Genomic DNA, 16,405 nt, shown 5'->3' with positions numbered 1-16,405 from the left:
GCTTTAAGATTTAAATCACTTTGTTTTATTAAACTCCAAACTACATTGGCGTTGTAAAAACACCTCAAGCTGCTGACTAAATAATTTAAAGTCGCGAATTCGTCCCGTTGTTTTACGCCACAATATACCGATATCACGGTATGCGTCGCTTTGCGATGGTGTCGCTGTCATATTTTTATTATCTAAAATTCCTGCATTAATTGCCATTTGCGGTAAAAAAGTCACGCCAAGTTGATGTTCAACCATGCTAAGCAAAGTATGCAAGCTTGCTGCTTCAAATGGATTAATACAACTAGCACGATTTAAGTGACACGCACTAAGCGCATGCCCTGTCATACAATGCTCACGCTCCAGTAAGAATACACTCGCATCTGGTAGCAAATTAAAGTCCTCTACCCCCTTTGCAGGCATATATTCTTTATGATGCACTAAGCTAAAATGATCTTTTGCCAAAATTTGAGTATGAAACTTATCCGTTTCGTATGGTAAGGCTAATAGCGCTAAATCAATATGACCATGCTCGAGCTTGTCGAGTAGTTTATCGCTCGTGTCTTCTATCAATACCAGCTCTAAGTCGCAAAAAGTTTGTTTGCAAAAGTGATAGAGCGGCGCAGCAATAAAGCTCGCTATAGTCGGTATTACACCCACGGTTAACTTACCACTGAGGGGAGTTAAGAAGCTTTTAGTCAGCTCTTTTAAGCTAATTGTATCATTAATTATTTTACGAGAACGCTCTACAACTTCTTCGCCGATGCTGGTAAACATAAGGCTGCGATTTTCTCGCTCGATGAGCTGACAACCAAGTGTTTCTTCAAGGTTTTGAATCGCACTACTTAAAGTGGATTGACCTATAAAGCACGCGCTCGCGGCACGCCCAAAGTGTTGATGTTGATGAACAGCTAATAAATACTGTAGCTGTTTGATGCTTGGAAGATTGGTCATTTTTTCTTTCCACAAATAAAAAGACCCCAACACCTAGGGCGTTGAGATCTTTTCAAGCTAAAAGTCTTTAAGTACTTTTTTGTTAAACCCCAAAAGCGGTTCTTAGTACGTAGAAAATAACAATAGCAAGGGCAGCACCAACTGGCAACGTAATTACCCAAGAAACTACAATGTTTCTGATTACGCCCATATTAAGTGCCCCAATTCCACGTGCCATACCTACACCTAATACCGCGCCAACTAAGGTCTGAGTAGTAGAGATTGGCATACCAGTACCTGATGCAATAACAACCGTTGAAGCAGCAGCTAGTTCAGCAGCAAAACCACGGCTAGGCGTTAAATGTGTAATGCCTTCACCAATTGTTTTAATTACTTTTTTACCTAAAATAGCAAGACCGGCCACAATACCAAAACCACCAAGCGGTAGAATCCACCATGCAATAGCGGCTTTCTTAGCAATTTCACCATTGTTTTCAACAATGTTTACAACAGCAGCTAGTGGACCAATAGCATTAGCAACGTCATTAGAACCATGGGCGAATGCCATACAACATGCAGTTAATACCATTAATACAGCAAATACTTTTTCAACATTGTTGAACTGCATTTGCTTATCCGCTTGAGGATCAATCTTCAAACGAGAAATAGCAATTTTACCAATAATACCCACAATAACCGCAATAGCGATAGAAAGTGCATAGCCTTCAACAGCACCTAAATCTATGCCAACATGCTTTAAGCCTTTTTTAATTGTAACTAAAGCCATAATAAAGCCCGCTAGACCCATATAAAGCGGTACATAACGTTTAGCATTTTTAAGTGGAGCGTCTGTATCAAAAATAAGCTTTTGCGCACTCATAAATATTAAGTATGCAATAAAGCCTGATATAGCCGGTGTTATAATCCAACTACCAACAATACCACCTACTTTATCCCATTGGATTGCCTCAGTACCAACAGCAACTAACGCAAAACCAATGATTGCGCCAATGATTGAGTGAGTAGTTGATACCGGCCAACCTAGGAACGAAGCCATTAATAGCCATGTTCCGGCTGCAAATAAAGAAGCAATCATGCCCAGAACCATAAGCTCAGGAATATCTGCAAATGGTGCTGCATCAATAATTCCTTTACGGATTGTTGATGTAACCTCACCACCTGCTAAGTAAGCACCTGCAAATTCAAAAATCATCGCAATAAAAATTGCTTGTTTGATTGTAAGCGCTTTAGAACCTACTGAAGTACCCATAGCATTAGCAACGTCATTCGCGCCAATACCATAAGCCATAAAAAAGCCGACTGCTGCGGCAATTAAAATTAATACCGTGCCGTAAGATGCAATGATATCCATTGTGTAACCTTAATCTTTCGTAATTGAACTGATTTTAAATTAACGAGCTAACATCAGCTCAAGACGTGATCCTACGCGCTCTGCAATATCTGCAAGCTCGCCAACCCACTCAATGATTTTGTATAAAAACATTACATCAATTGGATTTAGCTCACCTTCTACAACTCGCAGTTGGCGACGTACTTTTATTTGCATTTCATCCGTGTCTTGTTCTATCGCATCCAATTCTACTAGCATTTTTTCTACTAAGGTCACTTCGCGACCTTTAAAACCAGTTTCTAGCAATTCTTCTAACTCATTAATTGCTTTAGATGCTTGTTTAGTTGCATCTACACAACGAGTTAAATAAGCAAGAAAATCAACTTGCATAACTTTAGGAATGGTCATTTCACGACCAATCACACGTCCAGCAATGTCTTTCGCTTTATTAGCAATTTTGTCTTGTTGGGTTACTAATTCGAGCAGATCTGTACGCTCTACCGGCATGAATAATCCACGCGGTAGCTGTAAACGTATATCTCTTTTCATATCATCGGCTTCACGCTCTAAATTACGAATAGTGATACGAAGCTCTTCTGCTTGTACCCACTCTTCTTTAAATACGTGATTAAAAAAAGGTATCAAAGCTTTACTTGCTTGATGAACCTTCTTGATGTGTTCTTCCATAGGTTTGATAGGAGATTTTGCAAATACTCCTAAAAACGCGTTTGTAGGCATAACTGACCCTTTAATCAAATTGATATGCTTTGCAGCATGAATTTTACAGCATTCACAACGATTGTGAATGCTTTTTATTGCTTCACTTGTGCTAACAATGCACAAAGCGACACAAGGCCGCTTTAATACAAAAGAATGAAATAATTAAATTTATAGAGATTTTTCTATATCTTCTTGAGATGTATGACGAATATCTTTGCCATTTACGAAATATATAATATATTCCGCAATATTTTGGCAACGATCTCCGATACGCTCAAGCGAACGAACAGACCACACTAAGTCCATAATTTTCGGGATTGAGCGAGGATCTTCCATCATATAGGTCATTATTTGACGTGTAATGGCTTCATACTCTCTATCTACCTTTGCATCTTCCTTGTGAACCTGAAATGCACGTTGTACATCCATACGCGCAAACGCATCAAGCACATCATGAAGCATTTTTAATACTTGGCGACCCATATTTTCAATATTAACTAATAAATCTTGCTGATCTTTAGTAAATGAATCCAATGCCACTTTTGCAATGCGCTTTGCTTCATCGCCAATACGCTCTAAATCAGCAATCGTTTTTGCAATTGCAATTACTAACCGTAAATCACTGGCTGCGGGCTGACGACGAGCAATAATGCGAGTGCACTCTTCGTCAATGTTCACTTCCATAGCATTTACTTTGTAATCGTTCTGACGCACCTTTTGAGCAAGCTCTGCATCGTTACGACTAACGGCGTCAAGTGCGCTGCTTAGTTGTTGTTCAACGAGGCCGCCCATGCTTAATACATGGTTGCGTACATTTTCTAGCTCTTGATTAAACCGGCCAGAAATATGCTTATTAATATTATGTTCCATAATTGCCTTCTCTCTTAATCTTATACAACACGTTATAACGGGCTAATTAACCGTAACGACCGGTAATGTAGTCTTCGGTCTTTTTCTTAGTTGGTGTTGTAAATAAGGTATTTGTATCTGAATACTCAATCAATTCACCCATATACATAAAGGCTGTTTGATCAGACACTCGCGCTGCTTGTTGCATGTTATGTGTAACAATAACAACGGTAAATTTGTTTTTTAAATCGTTAATAAGCTCTTCAATTACCAACGTTGAAATTGGATCAAGCGCTGATGTAGGCTCATCTAATAGTAACACTTCTGGCTCAATCGCAATTGAACGAGCAATAACTAAACGTTGCTGCTGACCACCCGACAAACCAAACGCACTATCGTGTAATCTGTCTTTTACTTCATCCCACAATGCTGCACCACGAAGCGACTGCTCTACTACTTCGTCTAATTTACGTTTCTCTTTAATACCTTGTAAGCGTAGTCCATATACCACATTCTCATAAATAGATTTAGGAAATGGGTTCGGACGCTGAAATACCATGCCTACGTTACGGCGAAGTGCGGCTACATCAACACTTTTATCATATATATTTTGCCCATGAAGTAATATCTCACCTTCAATTCGGCAAATATCAACCAAATCATTCATGCGGTTGATACAGCGCAGCAATGTTGATTTACCGCAACCCGATGGGCCGATAAACGCGGTTACTTGACCTTTAGGAATGTTCATATTCACTTTATTAAGTGCTTGCTTATCACCGTAGTAAAGATCGAGATTTTTAATCTCTAACGCTTTTTGATCGTCAGTTAAGTTTTCTAAATCTAACTTCAAGCCTATATTTGCTTGGTTTACTTGTGGAGCGACTGTAATCATGTTTGTTACCTATAAAATCTTTACAAATTAGTGTTCAAGCGATCTGAATTTTTCACGTAAATGATTACGTATACCAATAGCCGTTATGTTAAGCGTAATAATCACCGACACTAATAAAAAGGCCGTTGCGTATACCAGCGGACGCGCCGCTTCAACATTAGGACTTTGGAAGCCAACATCGTAAATATGAAAACCTAAATGCATGAACTTTCTATCTAAGTGAAAGTACGGGAAGTTGCCATCCAGTGGTAATGTAGGTGCCATTTTCACAACGCCCACCAACATTAGTGGTGCAACTTCACCTGCAGCACGTGCAACTGCCAATATTAAACCGGTCATAATTGCAGGACTTGCCATTGGAATTACTATACGCCATAACGTTTCAACTTTTGTTGCGCCAAGTGCGAGTGAACCATCGCGCACAGTACTAGGAATACGAGATAAACCCTCTTCAGTCGATACAATAACAACAGGTAAAGTCAGTATAGCGAGCGTTAACGCCGACCACATTACACCAGGTGTACCAAATACTGGGGTTGGTGAAGCTTCTGGATAAAATAATTGGTCTAAGCTGCCACCTAACATGTATACAAAAAAGCCAAGGCCAAATACACCGTATACAATTGAAGGAACACCCGCTAAGTTAATCACCGCAATACGAATCATTTTAGTGATTGCATTTTTAGCTGCATACTCGTGCAAATAAATTGCAGCAACAACACCAAACGGCGTCACGATTACAGCCATCAACATAACCATAAACACTGTACCAAATATAGCAGGAAAAACGCCGCCTTCGGTATTTGCTTCACGTGGGTCATCAGATACAAACTTACCTAACTGTACAAAGTAGTGCCCTAACTTTGCAAAAAAGCCCATGTCGTTTGGAAACCAAACATCGAGTACTTGGTACATAGGAATAGTAACAATTTCACCGCGCATATCTTTTACGGTTACGTAGTCACGTTTAGCTTGCTTACGTAGTGCAAATAAATCTTTTTCAAGTACACCATACTCTGCACGTAATTCAGCACGTGCTTGAGCAAGCTCAGCAACACGTTCATCAGTTAATGCGTTATCGAGTAAGTAGCCCTTTTCTTTTAAACGAAGACGTTCAAGCTCATAGTTAATATGGCCTATATCGCCATTTTGTAAATCGAGTGCCTCATCGTTTAAATCAACAGCACGTTCAACAAGCTCATGTAGTATTTCTACTTTATCGCCAGCCACCGGCTTGCCATCTTTAATTACATTTTCTACATAGCCATAAAAGTTACCGTTTTTGCTACGTTCGAATACTGCAAGTGCCGCTGGCGTTGATTTATCTTTTATGTCAGTTTCTAATATCCAACGAAAATCTAAATCTACGTATTCCCGATTACCCGTTTTTATCAGTAAACGTTCAAACTCTTCTTTATCGAATGCAGATACATCAATACCCGTTGCCGTCAAACGCTCTTTAGGAACAAGTTCACGGTCGTAAATTTCACCTATTACGGTTTGTTTTGCAATTGACCCTTCAAGTTCAAACTGTACAACTTGAGAAGGCCAAAAAAAACTTAATCCCTTCCAGGCTATCATTGCTAGGATACCTAGCACTGAAATTAAACTGATGCTCACTGCACCACCGGTCATCCAAATCCAAGGAGAACCAGACCTAAACCACTGCTTTATCATGTCGTGTCTCTCCACTTACATTGAGCTGTATTTTTCACGTAGTTGCTGACGAACAAACTCAGCCACTGTGTTAAAAATGAAGGTGAATATGAATAGTACAAAAGCGGCTAAAAACAAAATTCTATAATGTGAACTACCCACTTCTGACTCTGGCATTTCCACCGCAATATTTGCCGCAAGAGTACGCATGCCTTGGAAAATACTCCAATCCATAATAGGTGTATTACCTGTCGCCATTAATACAATCATTGTTTCGCCAACTGCACGGCCTAACCCCATCATTACTGCTGAAAAAATACCTGGGCTGGCTGTTAGTAATACAACACGCACAAGCGTTTGCCACTGAGTAGCTCCCAGAGCTAATGAACCGTTTGATAAATGTTTTGGCACACTAAATACCGCATCTTCAGCAATCGAAAATATAGTAGGAATAACCGCAAACCCCATCGCAATACCAACAACTAACGAGTTTCGCTGATCGAACGTCATGCCTAATTCATTCGTTAAATATTGACGAACATTCCCATCAAACATCCACAGCTCAATTGTTTCGCTCATTGCGAACGAAAACCAGCCAATAAGTAACACAACCGGAATAAGGATGATTGAATGAGAACCTTCTGGTATTTTATGGCGAATGCTTGCTGGCAACTTTGTCCAGCCTAATGCCGTACCTAAAATGCCCAACGGTAGTAATACTAATAACCCAACAATGGCTGGCAAATGCTCTTCAATTAAAGGAGCCAACCAAAGGCCAGCTAAAAAACCTAAAATAACAGTGGGTAATGCTTCCATTATTTCTACGGTTGGTTTCACTACCTTACGAAGCTCACTCGACATAAAGTAGGCTGTATAAATGGCTGCAGAAAGTGCAATAGGTACCGCAAATAACATGGCATAAAATGCTGCCTTTATTGTGCCAAACGAAATAGGTACTAGTGAAAACTTAGATTCAAAGTCATCACTTGCTGATGTTGACTGCCAAATATAACCCGGCTCAGGGTAGCCTTCGTACCATACTTCTTCCCATAGCGCAGACCAGGTTACCTCAGGGTGTTCGTTATGTATTTCAAGTACCGTAAGTTTATTGTCAGCTAAAATTAATGCGGCGTTAGAGCGTGGTGCAATAGCAAAGTCTTTAATAGCACCTTCACTCACCTTGCCTTGCCATAATTTGGCTTCGCTTGTTGTATAGTACACACCAAGTTCGCCATTACTGCTGGTAGTAAAAAAAGTTCGGCGATAAAACTCTGTAAATATATTTAACTTACTTTGTTTACTTGTTTCAAATGAGCGGATTTTTTGATATTCACGACCAGTCTCAGTATTTACTTCAAACCATTGTGAAACCTCACCATTATCATTAGCAAGCATCAATGAGTTAGCACCGGCAAGTAATTGTGCAGATACTATATTTGCATTTTCTTCATTTGCCGAAAGTAATTGAATTAGCTCAACGTCGCTTGAATCACGTGTATCGTATACATAAATTTGATTAGCTGAACGAATAAAAGTACGCGTTGTATCAGGTGAAATTAAAAGCTCATCGACGCGCCCTTCAATGTTCAACTCAGTACGTTCAACAACCCATTCTACCTCGCCAGTAAACATGTTTTCTTCAGCTACAAAGCTACTAAACAAAACACGTTTGTCAGCCGTTAATGCCACAACAGCTGTTTTATCTTCATAATGACTAAATGCAAAACGCGATATAGCAGCGCCTTCTTCATCTACTTCTAGCGCCATTTCGCCAAGTGGGTAATCAACTCGCGGCGTTAATTTACGTTCATTATTTGGAAACGTGACTAAAAATTTAGGTGCAACAATCACCACCGAACCGTTTTGTAAGCCATAGGCATATTGCCCCTGAAACGGTGCGCTGGTCGCAAAGCTACTCACTTCACTTGGTAGTTCTACATCAAGTGTTTTAAGTTTTTTACCAAAACTAGCTTTTTCTACATTGTAAAAATCTACACTGCCTTGCTTGCTAAGTAAAAAAGCAACTTCTGTTTGCTCTTCAACACCTAAACCAACAATTTGATCTGCATTGGCAACATTGAAACTGTCGCGCTTTTCAACTTTTGCTGATTCAAAAATCGGTTGTACTACATAAAGGAGGTAGAAAAAAATTAATAGCAGCGCTATTAATACCATTACTCCACCTGCGGTTATGCCAAACTTGGCAAACCGATCTTTAAATAGACGGCTTCGATCCGTATTAAAAGTCGGCTTATTCGGATTGGAAGTCATCAAAACACCCTTAAATCTTAACGTTGCATAAATTATATTTCATCAAGATGACAGTATTGTTACAGCGGTAACAATAAACCTTTTTAGCCAGCTAATAATAAGGTGGTTTAATTCATTGCATATTTTGCATTAAACGAATAGTTTATAAGTGAACTTAATTATAAATTTATTGGACAAAGTATTTATCGAGGTCAATACTGAAAGGCGCCTAATAAATAACAATAGCAATGAGCTAAGCACTTAGTGCACATTGCTAGACGCGCACAACTCTAGGGTTTGAACCTATCGTTTATAAAACAACCCATAATATTTAGATTTAAGTTAGATAAACACTTAATGCCTATGCATTTACCTTCTTTGGGCTTAAAAAAGAGAATTATTTATGAAGCAGTTGGTTATAACAATTTTAGGGAAAGATCGCCCTGGCTTAGTAGAAAGCATCTCAACCATTATTTTAAAAAATAACGGTAATTGGCTCAGCAGTAACTTAAGTCATTTGCTTGGTCACTTTGCGGGGATCATACAGCTAGAGGTCGCTGAAGAGCATTTACAATCACTTCAAAATGCATTAAACGCATTGCCTAAGCTTGATGTACGTATTGAAACCGGCAATACAGAAATAGAACATGTTGAACTTGAACAGCTAAACTTTGTGATTACAGGAAACGATCGCCCTGGAATAGTACAAGAACTTGCCAGTGTTATTCGCCATAAGGGCGCTAACATTACCCATTTAAACTCAAGGCAACAGAGCGCCCCAAACTGGGGAGTCCCTATTTTTAGCGCCGTAGCTACCATAACGTTACCTAATGGAATGAATAAAGATGAAGTAATTGATGCTCTCGAATCGATAACTAGCGATTTGATTGTTGATGTTGAAGACGTTTAACCTTCCTTAATGCGTGTCATAAACCTGACACGCATGTCATTTTAATGTCATGAACTTGCACTATATTTTATTTAGCATCTAATCGCGGAATAAAATATGAATGCCCATACAGGAAAAACGCAAGTTATTGAATATTTTGCAAAAGAGTTAAGCTGGCTATCGTTTAACGAGCGCGTATTACAAGAAGCAAAAGACAAAAGTAACCCAATCATTGAGCGTATGCGTTTCTTAGGTATCTTTTCAAATAACCTTGATGAGTTTTTCAGAGTTCGAGTGGCCGATGTTAAGCGCCGTATTTTATTAAGCAAACTACCTGATGCTAATTTTGAAGAAGACGAAGTTCTTTTAGGCCAAGTACAAAAAAAAGTATTATTGCTTGGTAAAAAATTTAACCAAGTTCATCAGCAAATTTTAAGTGACTTAACCGCACATAACATCCATGTTGATCGTCCTGAAAAGCTAAGCGAATTCCATTTAAATTGGTTGAAAATTTACTTTAATGACAATGTACTACAGCATATCTCGCCCATATTACTTGATGAAAATAAAGATTACTCAGATTACGTCAACGACACCATGACCTATCTATTCGTAGAAATGTGTGACGAAAAAAGCCATTACGCTATGCTCGAAGTACCCACAGACCGCGTGCCAAGATTTATAAATTTACCGCCTGAAAAAACTCGTCGCCATAAAACTATTGTGATGCTTGATGACGTTATTTTATATTTTTTAAATGATGTATTTAATAGCTTTTTTAGTTTTAAAACAATTCAAGGTTACTCAATTAAGCTTACTCGCGATGCAGAATATAACCTAGATGACGAACTAGAAGAGGGCTTATTAGATAAAATGTCTAAAGGCCTCAAACAGCGTATTTACGCAGAGCCCGTTCGTTTGGTATATGACGAAACCATGCCTGATAATATGCTTAAAGTAATGAAAAAGCGCCTGAGCGTAACTCATCACGACGCACTTATCCCAGCAGGCCGTTATCGTAACTTTAGAGACTTTATAGCCTTTCCTAATGTAGGGCGTCAGTACCTTGAAAATAAACCGCTGCCGGCATTACAAAGCGCTGCATTTAATAAACACACCAGCGTATTTGATGCTATTAGCGAACAAGATATTCTCCTTTATTATCCGTACCACACATTTAACCACTTACTAGAGTATGTGCGTCAAGCAGCATTCGACCCAAAAGTTACGCAAATTAAAGTTAATATTTATCGCGTTGCCAGTAAATCTCGATTGATATCATCACTCATCAATGCCGCTAAAAATGGTAAACAAATCACTGTAATGGTCGAGCTAAAAGCTCGCTTTGATGAACAAAATAATATCGAGTGGGCAAAGATATTAAGCGGCGCAGGTATTAGAGTGATTTTTGGTATACCCGCGTTAAAAGTACACAGTAAGTTATGTATTATTCATCGTAAAGAGAAAGGTCAAATAGTAAAGTATGCACACATTGGCACTGGTAACTTTCACGAAAAAACAGCAAAAATCTATACCGACTTTAGTTTATTCACAAAACATGTTGGGATCTGCGAGGAATGCGATAGCGTATTTAAATTTATAGAAAGTAGCTACAAACCTTTTAATTTTGAATACTTAATGCTGTCACCTGTAAATGCTCGTGACACTTTACTTGATTTAATCGATAAAGAAATTCAGCATGTAGAGAACGGTTGTGCAGGTAAAATTACTATTAAAGTAAACAACCTTGTTGATAAACAGCTTGTTGATAAACTCTACTACGCTGGTCGTCGCGGCGTTAAAATACGTATAATTGTACGTGGCATGTGTTCATTAATACCAGGGGTAGCTAGATTTAGCGACAATATAAGAATAATAAGCATTGTAGATCGCTTTTTAGAACACCCAAGGGTAATGGTTTTTGGTAATAACGCAAACGACAAAGTTTATATTTCATCTGCTGATTGGATGACCCGTAATCTCGATCACCGCGTTGAGGTGGGCGTGCCTATTTTAGATGCGAAATTAAAGCAGCTCATTATTGATATTCTAGAACTGCAATTTAAAGACCGCACAAAAGCACGCTTAATCGATAGCGAACAAAAAAATGCCTATGTAAGACGTGGAAACCGTAAAAAAATCCGCTCGCAAATAGCGATTTATGACCACCTAAAAAAGTGGGAAGGTAACTATAATAATGGATGATCACCCCTCTATTGCCGCTGTCGACTTAGGCTCTAATAGCTTTCATTTAGTGGTTGCCCGTGAAGTGGATGGCACACTGCAAATTCTGCATAAAGAAAAGCAACGTGTATATTTAGCTGACGGGCTAGACGATAAATTTAGGCTAAGCCAGCAAGCAATTGATCGTGCCTTAATAGTGCTTAAACAATTTGCAAATACTCTACAAGACTTCCCTGCATGTAATGTAAAAGTAGCTGCAACGTATACTTTTAGACGAGCTAAAAATATCCATGCGTTCTTAACACAAGCCAGTAAGATCTTTCCATTTCATATTGATGTTATTGCAGGGCAAGAAGAGGCACGGCTCATTTATCAAGGTGTCGCGCATTATGTACACAATGAAGAAAACCGCTTAGTAATTGATATTGGCGGCGGCAGCACCGAGCTAATAATAGGTAAGCACTTTAAACATAAGTTACTCACAAGCCGAAATATAGGGTGCGTAAGTTATACCAAGCAATTTTTTAGTGACGGCATAATAAACGCCAAACGCTTTAATAAAGCAGAGATAAAAGCAGAACAAGAAATAGAGGTTATTTTTGCTAATTACATCAATGAGGGTTGGCAAAACGTTATTGGTACATCTGGCACTATTAAATCTATTTTGGCTATGGTGGGCGCCCAAAATCCGCATCAGCCTTGTATAACCTACAATGATTTAGTCACCCTTAAACAACAATTCATAAATGCCAGACATAGTGATAATTTACTCATTGAAGGTTTAACACCGGAACGACAGCAAAGTATTTGTGGCGGTTTAGCGATACTCATTGCTATTTTTAGAGAGTTTTTGATTAAAGAACTAACTTATAGTGATTTTTCGCTACGTGAAGGTTTATTACATGAAATGCAGCAAAAGTTGGCCGATAAAGACATTCGTAGCAATACCATTAATAACGTAAGTGATAGATACACTGTAGATAAAGCACATGCAATCCGTGTTACTAACACTGCAACTTGGCTTTATGAGCAACTTAAAGCGCCGTGGCAGCTTGATAACAATGATGATATTGCCTTGTTAACATGGGCTGCTAGTCTTCATGAAATTGGCCTATCAATTAACTCTTCGGGTATTAATAAACACAGCGCTTATATTGTTGCTAACAGCCAGCTGCCCGGCTTTACCCAACAAGAACAGGTAATATTAAGTTCGTTGATTCGCTTTTACCGGAAAAAAATTAGGCTCGATGAGTTACCTGAATTCATAACTATTTCTCAGCAGCAAGTGCTCAAGCTTATTACTATTTTGCGTTTAGCGATTCTATTTAATCAAAAACGCCAAGTAAGCCAAAAACCCAATATGGAAATTAGCGCAAATAGCACCGGCTTATTTATAAAATTTTGCGATAACTACTTGCAAGAACACACACTACTACAAGCTGATTTAATACAAGAACAGCGTTACTTAAAGAAAGTGGGTATAGCGCTTGATTGCTCCTAAAACTAACATATATCAAAAGTAGGATCAGTAATACCCCGCTTTTTCAGCTACATATCCATATGACGGTTAGTGCTTTGCATCATTTGCTTTATGCCTTGCTTTTCGAGCTCTAATATTTGTTGAAGCTTTTCTTGTCCGCTTTGGGTTTCGGCGCATTCAAGTAAGTATTCGTATAACTCAATTACTTTTTGATGTTGCTGTGCTAAATAGCCTTGAATAACTTCTTCATCAAATTGCTGATCTTTACTAATGTCTTCAAAAGTAATTAGCTCAGGATTTTTAGCAAAATATTCATAACAGTACGTATCGAGCGTATTTATTTCGGTTATCGCTTTAAACCCGACCAAATCTTCGGCGAGTTTTTTTTCATAATTTAGGTAGTAGTCCACCAGCATTGCATTATGTTCATCGAGTAAATCCTTTACGCTATGAAAATTAGCCGCCATTTGCGTATGAAACAAAATGGTCCAATCGTATACCTCTTTAATTGTTTTAATTTGCATGTGCATTCCTTATTTAGTTGACTGAAGTACAATGTTGCGTAAAGCGTGCCAATTAAAAAGGTATTTAAAAACAGTTGGTTAATTTAAATATGAGTAATAACTAGCTATTTAATAGAACAACTTACAAATTATAGGTAATTTTTATAGAGCAATGCGTGGGAAGTAACCGCACTGCACAGCTCTATCGTCTTGTTGCTTTATATTATTTAAGTCCTTGTTTGCGCCACAGTAGGTAAACCGCAGGAATAACAAGTAAAGTAAGTACAATTGCACTGCCCATACCGCCAACCATAGGCGCTGCTATTCGGCTCATTACTTCGCTTGCTGTACCTGTGCCATACAGCACAGGCCCGAATTCATTATGCAAGTGCACCACTGACCATAACCCACCAATAAATATGACATTCTGAAGTATTTGCTAATGTAGTAAGTGCGACCAAACTCATTATCGAGGGAATTCAGAATGTCTTATGAACATCTTAACAGTTTCGAACGAAAAGCTATCTACTATCGATTCAACAGTGGCGAAAGCTGCCGATCCATTGGTAAACTATTAAATCGACACCATACAACTATCATGCGTGAAGTTAAGCGAAATAAGCCACCCTACTATGATTATTTCGATGAGGCAGCGCACGAAAAAGCGATGGCAAGAAGGAAGGTCTCTAGGCATGCAAGAAAAAGAAACAATAAGGCACTGTACGAGCTTGTGCTGAGTAAGATAGCAATGGGATGGTCTCCAGATGCTATAGCAGGTCGGCTTAAGAAGGATAACCCGTTAGATGAATTAATGCATGTCAGCCATGAAACAATCTATCAATGGGTGATTAAGGATTTTAAAGCAGGTGGAGAGCTATACAAAGACTTAGCTAAGAGGCATCAAAAAAGACGTAAACAACGTAAATATGGCGATTTACGTGGGCAAATTAAGAATAGAGTAAGTATTAGCGAACGACCAAAAATAGTCGAAGAAAGAAGCCGAATAGGTGACTGGGAAGGTGATTTAATTGAAGGCAAAAAGGGCTCTGGTTTTTTTGTAACCCATGTTGACCGTAGCTCTCGATATTTAATCGCGCAAAAAATAGAGACTAAGCAAGCTGAGTCATTCAATACGGCTACAGTAGAGATGTTTAAAGAGATTCCAGAGCATAAACAGTTAACTCTGACCTTGGATAATGGAAAAGAATTTTCGAAATTTAAAGCTTTGGAAGAAGAACTAGATTTTATTATTTACTTTGCTGATCCTTATTGTTCGTGGCAACGAGGAACAAATGAACATACAAACGGTCTGATCAGGCGTTATTTCCCAAAGAAAACTGATTTTTCAACTATAACTAATGAACAACTCCAAGAGGTTGTAATGAAAATTAATACTCGCCCAAGGAAAATACTAAATTATCAGACAGCTGAAGAAGTCTTTATTAATTAGTGATTTAAGGTTTGGTGCACTTGGAACCTGAATTCGGGTTATCTTCAACCCAGCCTCTGCGATGCTCGTAAGATTGACCAGTAAAGTGGTCTTCACCACACAAAAAAGCACGGCGCACGCAACGCGAAATACAGTGGTAGTATTTTGTATCAATCAAACTTATTTGTCGTTTTCTTGCGATGGCCATGTGACACCCTGATTATATTTTGCACTAATTAAAAGTTAGCGCAAAATATAAAAAATACAAACATTAGGATGGGTGTCTTCTTAAGTTTTCATTCAGCCTATTCGCTTTCTTATCATCAACATACAATACTAAATGGGTGTGATTACTCATTACGGCATAAGCACATACATCAATACAAAATATTTTTGCTAATTCCAGTAACTTATCTTCAACCCAGCCTCTGCGATGCTCGTAAGATTGACCAGTAAAGTGGTCTTCACCACACAAAAAAGCACGGCGCACGCAACGCGAAATACAGTGGTAGTATTTTGTATCAACCAAACTTATTTGTCGTTTTCTTGCGATGGCCATAAGACATCCTGCTTATTTTTTACACTAAATAAAGCGTAGTACTTTGAGCGTAAAAGTGCGAAATTTTGAGTGGATGTCTGGTTTATTTAGCGCTGCTTGTTTTTTACACTAAATAAAGCGTAGTACTTTGAGCGTAAAAGTGAGAAATTTTGAGTGGATGTCTGGTTTATTTGTGTTCTTTTTCAGCAGTTGGTCTCAATATCTGTATTTTTGCTTCTGGGCATTTCACTGCCGCTAGCGCCTGTGTGCTTGATAACAAAACACAGGCGAGGAGTAGTTTCTTAAGCATGGTTATTCCCTTTATGACTTGGTTAATTTTAGAGAAAACTTACTAAGAAAGCTTTCTAATTTCTCAATATAACCTTCAGGAATATTTCCTTCACGGTACTCTTTATTACCAAAAAAACGAATGCCATATTTAAACACTATTCCATCGATATCAGTTTGTTTACCATTCTTAATTTTAAAGGATATAGCTGGTAAATTAGCCTTATAATCATTAATAATTGTTCTTAGAAATTTTTCGCTTTGCTTTGATTCTTTATTTTCCAACTCACTTTCAGCCCACGCTATACGCGAGCTGAATTCATCTACTTCAACCTTATCAACTTCAGGAAATATTTCCCGTAAGTTTAAAAAGACAACTTCTGGTTCAAAGGTAAGTCCTTGTAGTTTATCGAAACCACCTTCTTTAATATTAAGTTGTATTGATTTCATAA

General features: G+C 38.4%; 14 protein-coding genes and 2 pseudogenes. 4 read left to right on the top strand and 12 right to left on the bottom strand.

Annotated elements, in window-relative coordinates:
• Window positions 1-15 precede the first annotated feature (15 nt).
• From LOS73_RS01830 to LOS73_RS01800, 7 genes are all read right to left on the bottom strand, one after another.
• A complete protein-coding gene (locus LOS73_RS01830; protein WP_007375988.1) occupies window positions 16-942 on the bottom strand; it encodes a hydrogen peroxide-inducible genes activator in 927 nt (308 codons plus the stop codon).
• An 82-nt stretch (window positions 943-1,024) separates the two neighbouring features.
• Window positions 1,025-2,293 carry an inorganic phosphate transporter gene (locus LOS73_RS01825; protein WP_007375987.1) on the bottom strand — a complete coding sequence of 423 codons (1,269 nt, stop codon included), beginning with the start codon at window positions 2,291-2,293 and terminating at the stop codon, window positions 1,025-1,027.
• A 39-nt stretch (window positions 2,294-2,332) separates the two neighbouring features.
• The gene (locus LOS73_RS01820; RefSeq protein WP_007375986.1) at window positions 2,333-3,010 is read right to left on the bottom strand and encodes a TIGR00153 family protein; all 678 of its coding nucleotides are present in this window, start codon (window positions 3,008-3,010) and stop codon (window positions 2,333-2,335) included.
• A 150-nt stretch (window positions 3,011-3,160) separates the two neighbouring features.
• Window positions 3,161-3,862: a phosphate signaling complex protein PhoU gene (gene phoU / locus LOS73_RS01815; protein ID WP_007375985.1), complete on the bottom strand. Its 702-nt coding sequence runs from the start codon at window positions 3,860-3,862 to the stop codon at window positions 3,161-3,163.
• A 46-nt stretch (window positions 3,863-3,908) separates the two neighbouring features.
• Window positions 3,909-4,736 (bottom strand): phosphate ABC transporter ATP-binding protein PstB, encoded by an 828-nt coding sequence (gene pstB, locus LOS73_RS01810; protein ID WP_008138889.1) that lies wholly within the window; start codon window positions 4,734-4,736, stop codon window positions 3,909-3,911.
• 27 nt (window positions 4,737-4,763) lie between these two features.
• Window positions 4,764-6,413, bottom strand: coding sequence for a phosphate ABC transporter permease PstA (gene pstA / locus LOS73_RS01805; RefSeq protein ID WP_033032120.1), 1,650 nt, complete (start codon window positions 6,411-6,413; stop codon window positions 4,764-4,766).
• 15 nt (window positions 6,414-6,428) lie between these two features.
• Complete coding sequence (locus LOS73_RS01800) at window positions 6,429-8,663, bottom strand: ABC transporter permease subunit (RefSeq protein ID WP_033032122.1); 2,235 nt, start codon at window positions 8,661-8,663, stop codon at window positions 6,429-6,431.
• A gap of 382 nt (window positions 8,664-9,045) precedes the next feature.
• Between LOS73_RS01800 and LOS73_RS01795 the strand changes: the two genes are divergently transcribed.
• The 3 genes from LOS73_RS01795 to LOS73_RS01785 all read left to right on the top strand — a co-directional run bounded on the left by LOS73_RS01795 (window position 9,046) and on the right by LOS73_RS01785 (window position 13,216).
• A complete protein-coding gene (locus LOS73_RS01795; RefSeq protein WP_007375981.1) occupies window positions 9,046-9,552 on the top strand; it encodes a glycine cleavage system transcriptional repressor in 507 nt (168 codons plus the stop codon).
• 96 nt (window positions 9,553-9,648) lie between these two features.
• Window positions 9,649-11,736 (top strand): polyphosphate kinase 1, encoded by a 2,088-nt coding sequence (gene ppk1 / locus LOS73_RS01790; RefSeq protein WP_033032124.1) that lies wholly within the window; start codon window positions 9,649-9,651, stop codon window positions 11,734-11,736.
• Window positions 11,729-13,216 carry a Ppx/GppA phosphatase family protein gene (locus tag LOS73_RS01785; RefSeq protein ID WP_033032126.1) on the top strand — a complete coding sequence of 496 codons (1,488 nt, stop codon included), beginning with the start codon at window positions 11,729-11,731 and terminating at the stop codon, window positions 13,214-13,216. The genes ppk1 and LOS73_RS01785 overlap by 8 nt, the downstream gene beginning before the upstream one ends.
• 47 nt (window positions 13,217-13,263) lie before the next feature.
• Here the strand turns inward: LOS73_RS01785 and LOS73_RS01780 are convergent, their stop codons facing one another.
• Together LOS73_RS01780 and LOS73_RS01775 are read right to left on the bottom strand one after the other, a co-directional pair.
• Complete coding sequence (locus LOS73_RS01780; RefSeq protein ID WP_033032128.1) at window positions 13,264-13,719, bottom strand: hypothetical protein; 456 nt, start codon at window positions 13,717-13,719, stop codon at window positions 13,264-13,266.
• A gap of 202 nt (window positions 13,720-13,921) precedes the next feature.
• Window positions 13,922-14,086, bottom strand: a complete 165-nt coding sequence (locus LOS73_RS01775) for a hypothetical protein (protein ID WP_457934981.1) — start codon at window positions 14,084-14,086, stop codon at window positions 13,922-13,924.
• A gap of 96 nt (window positions 14,087-14,182) precedes the next feature.
• Between LOS73_RS01775 and LOS73_RS01770 the strand changes: the two genes are divergently transcribed.
• Window positions 14,183-15,148 carry an IS30 family transposase gene (locus LOS73_RS01770; protein ID WP_457934380.1) on the top strand — a complete coding sequence of 322 codons (966 nt, stop codon included), beginning with the start codon at window positions 14,183-14,185 and terminating at the stop codon, window positions 15,146-15,148.
• Between the two features lie 40 nt (window positions 15,149-15,188).
• On the opposite strand, the pseudogene LOS73_RS01765 reads toward LOS73_RS01770, so the two are convergent.
• From LOS73_RS01765 to LOS73_RS01755, 3 genes and pseudogenes are all read right to left on the bottom strand, one after another.
• A pseudogene (locus LOS73_RS01765) lies at window positions 15,189-15,335 on the bottom strand (Mobile element protein); the annotation flags it as partial.
• Window positions 15,336-15,422: 87 nt separating this feature from the next.
• Window positions 15,423-15,686: pseudogene (locus LOS73_RS01760) on the bottom strand (Mobile element protein); the annotation flags it as partial.
• A 300-nt stretch (window positions 15,687-15,986) separates the two neighbouring features.
• Window positions 15,987-16,403: a hypothetical protein gene (locus tag LOS73_RS01755; RefSeq protein ID WP_149613242.1), complete on the bottom strand. Its 417-nt coding sequence runs from the start codon at window positions 16,401-16,403 to the stop codon at window positions 15,987-15,989.
• Window positions 16,404-16,405 lie beyond the last annotated feature (2 nt).

The sequence above is a fragment of the Pseudoalteromonas sp. SCSIO 43210 genome, from assembly GCF_054133285.1.
Note: the sequence above shows the minus strand (reverse complement) of the source record. Positions and strands in the feature narration are given on the sequence as shown.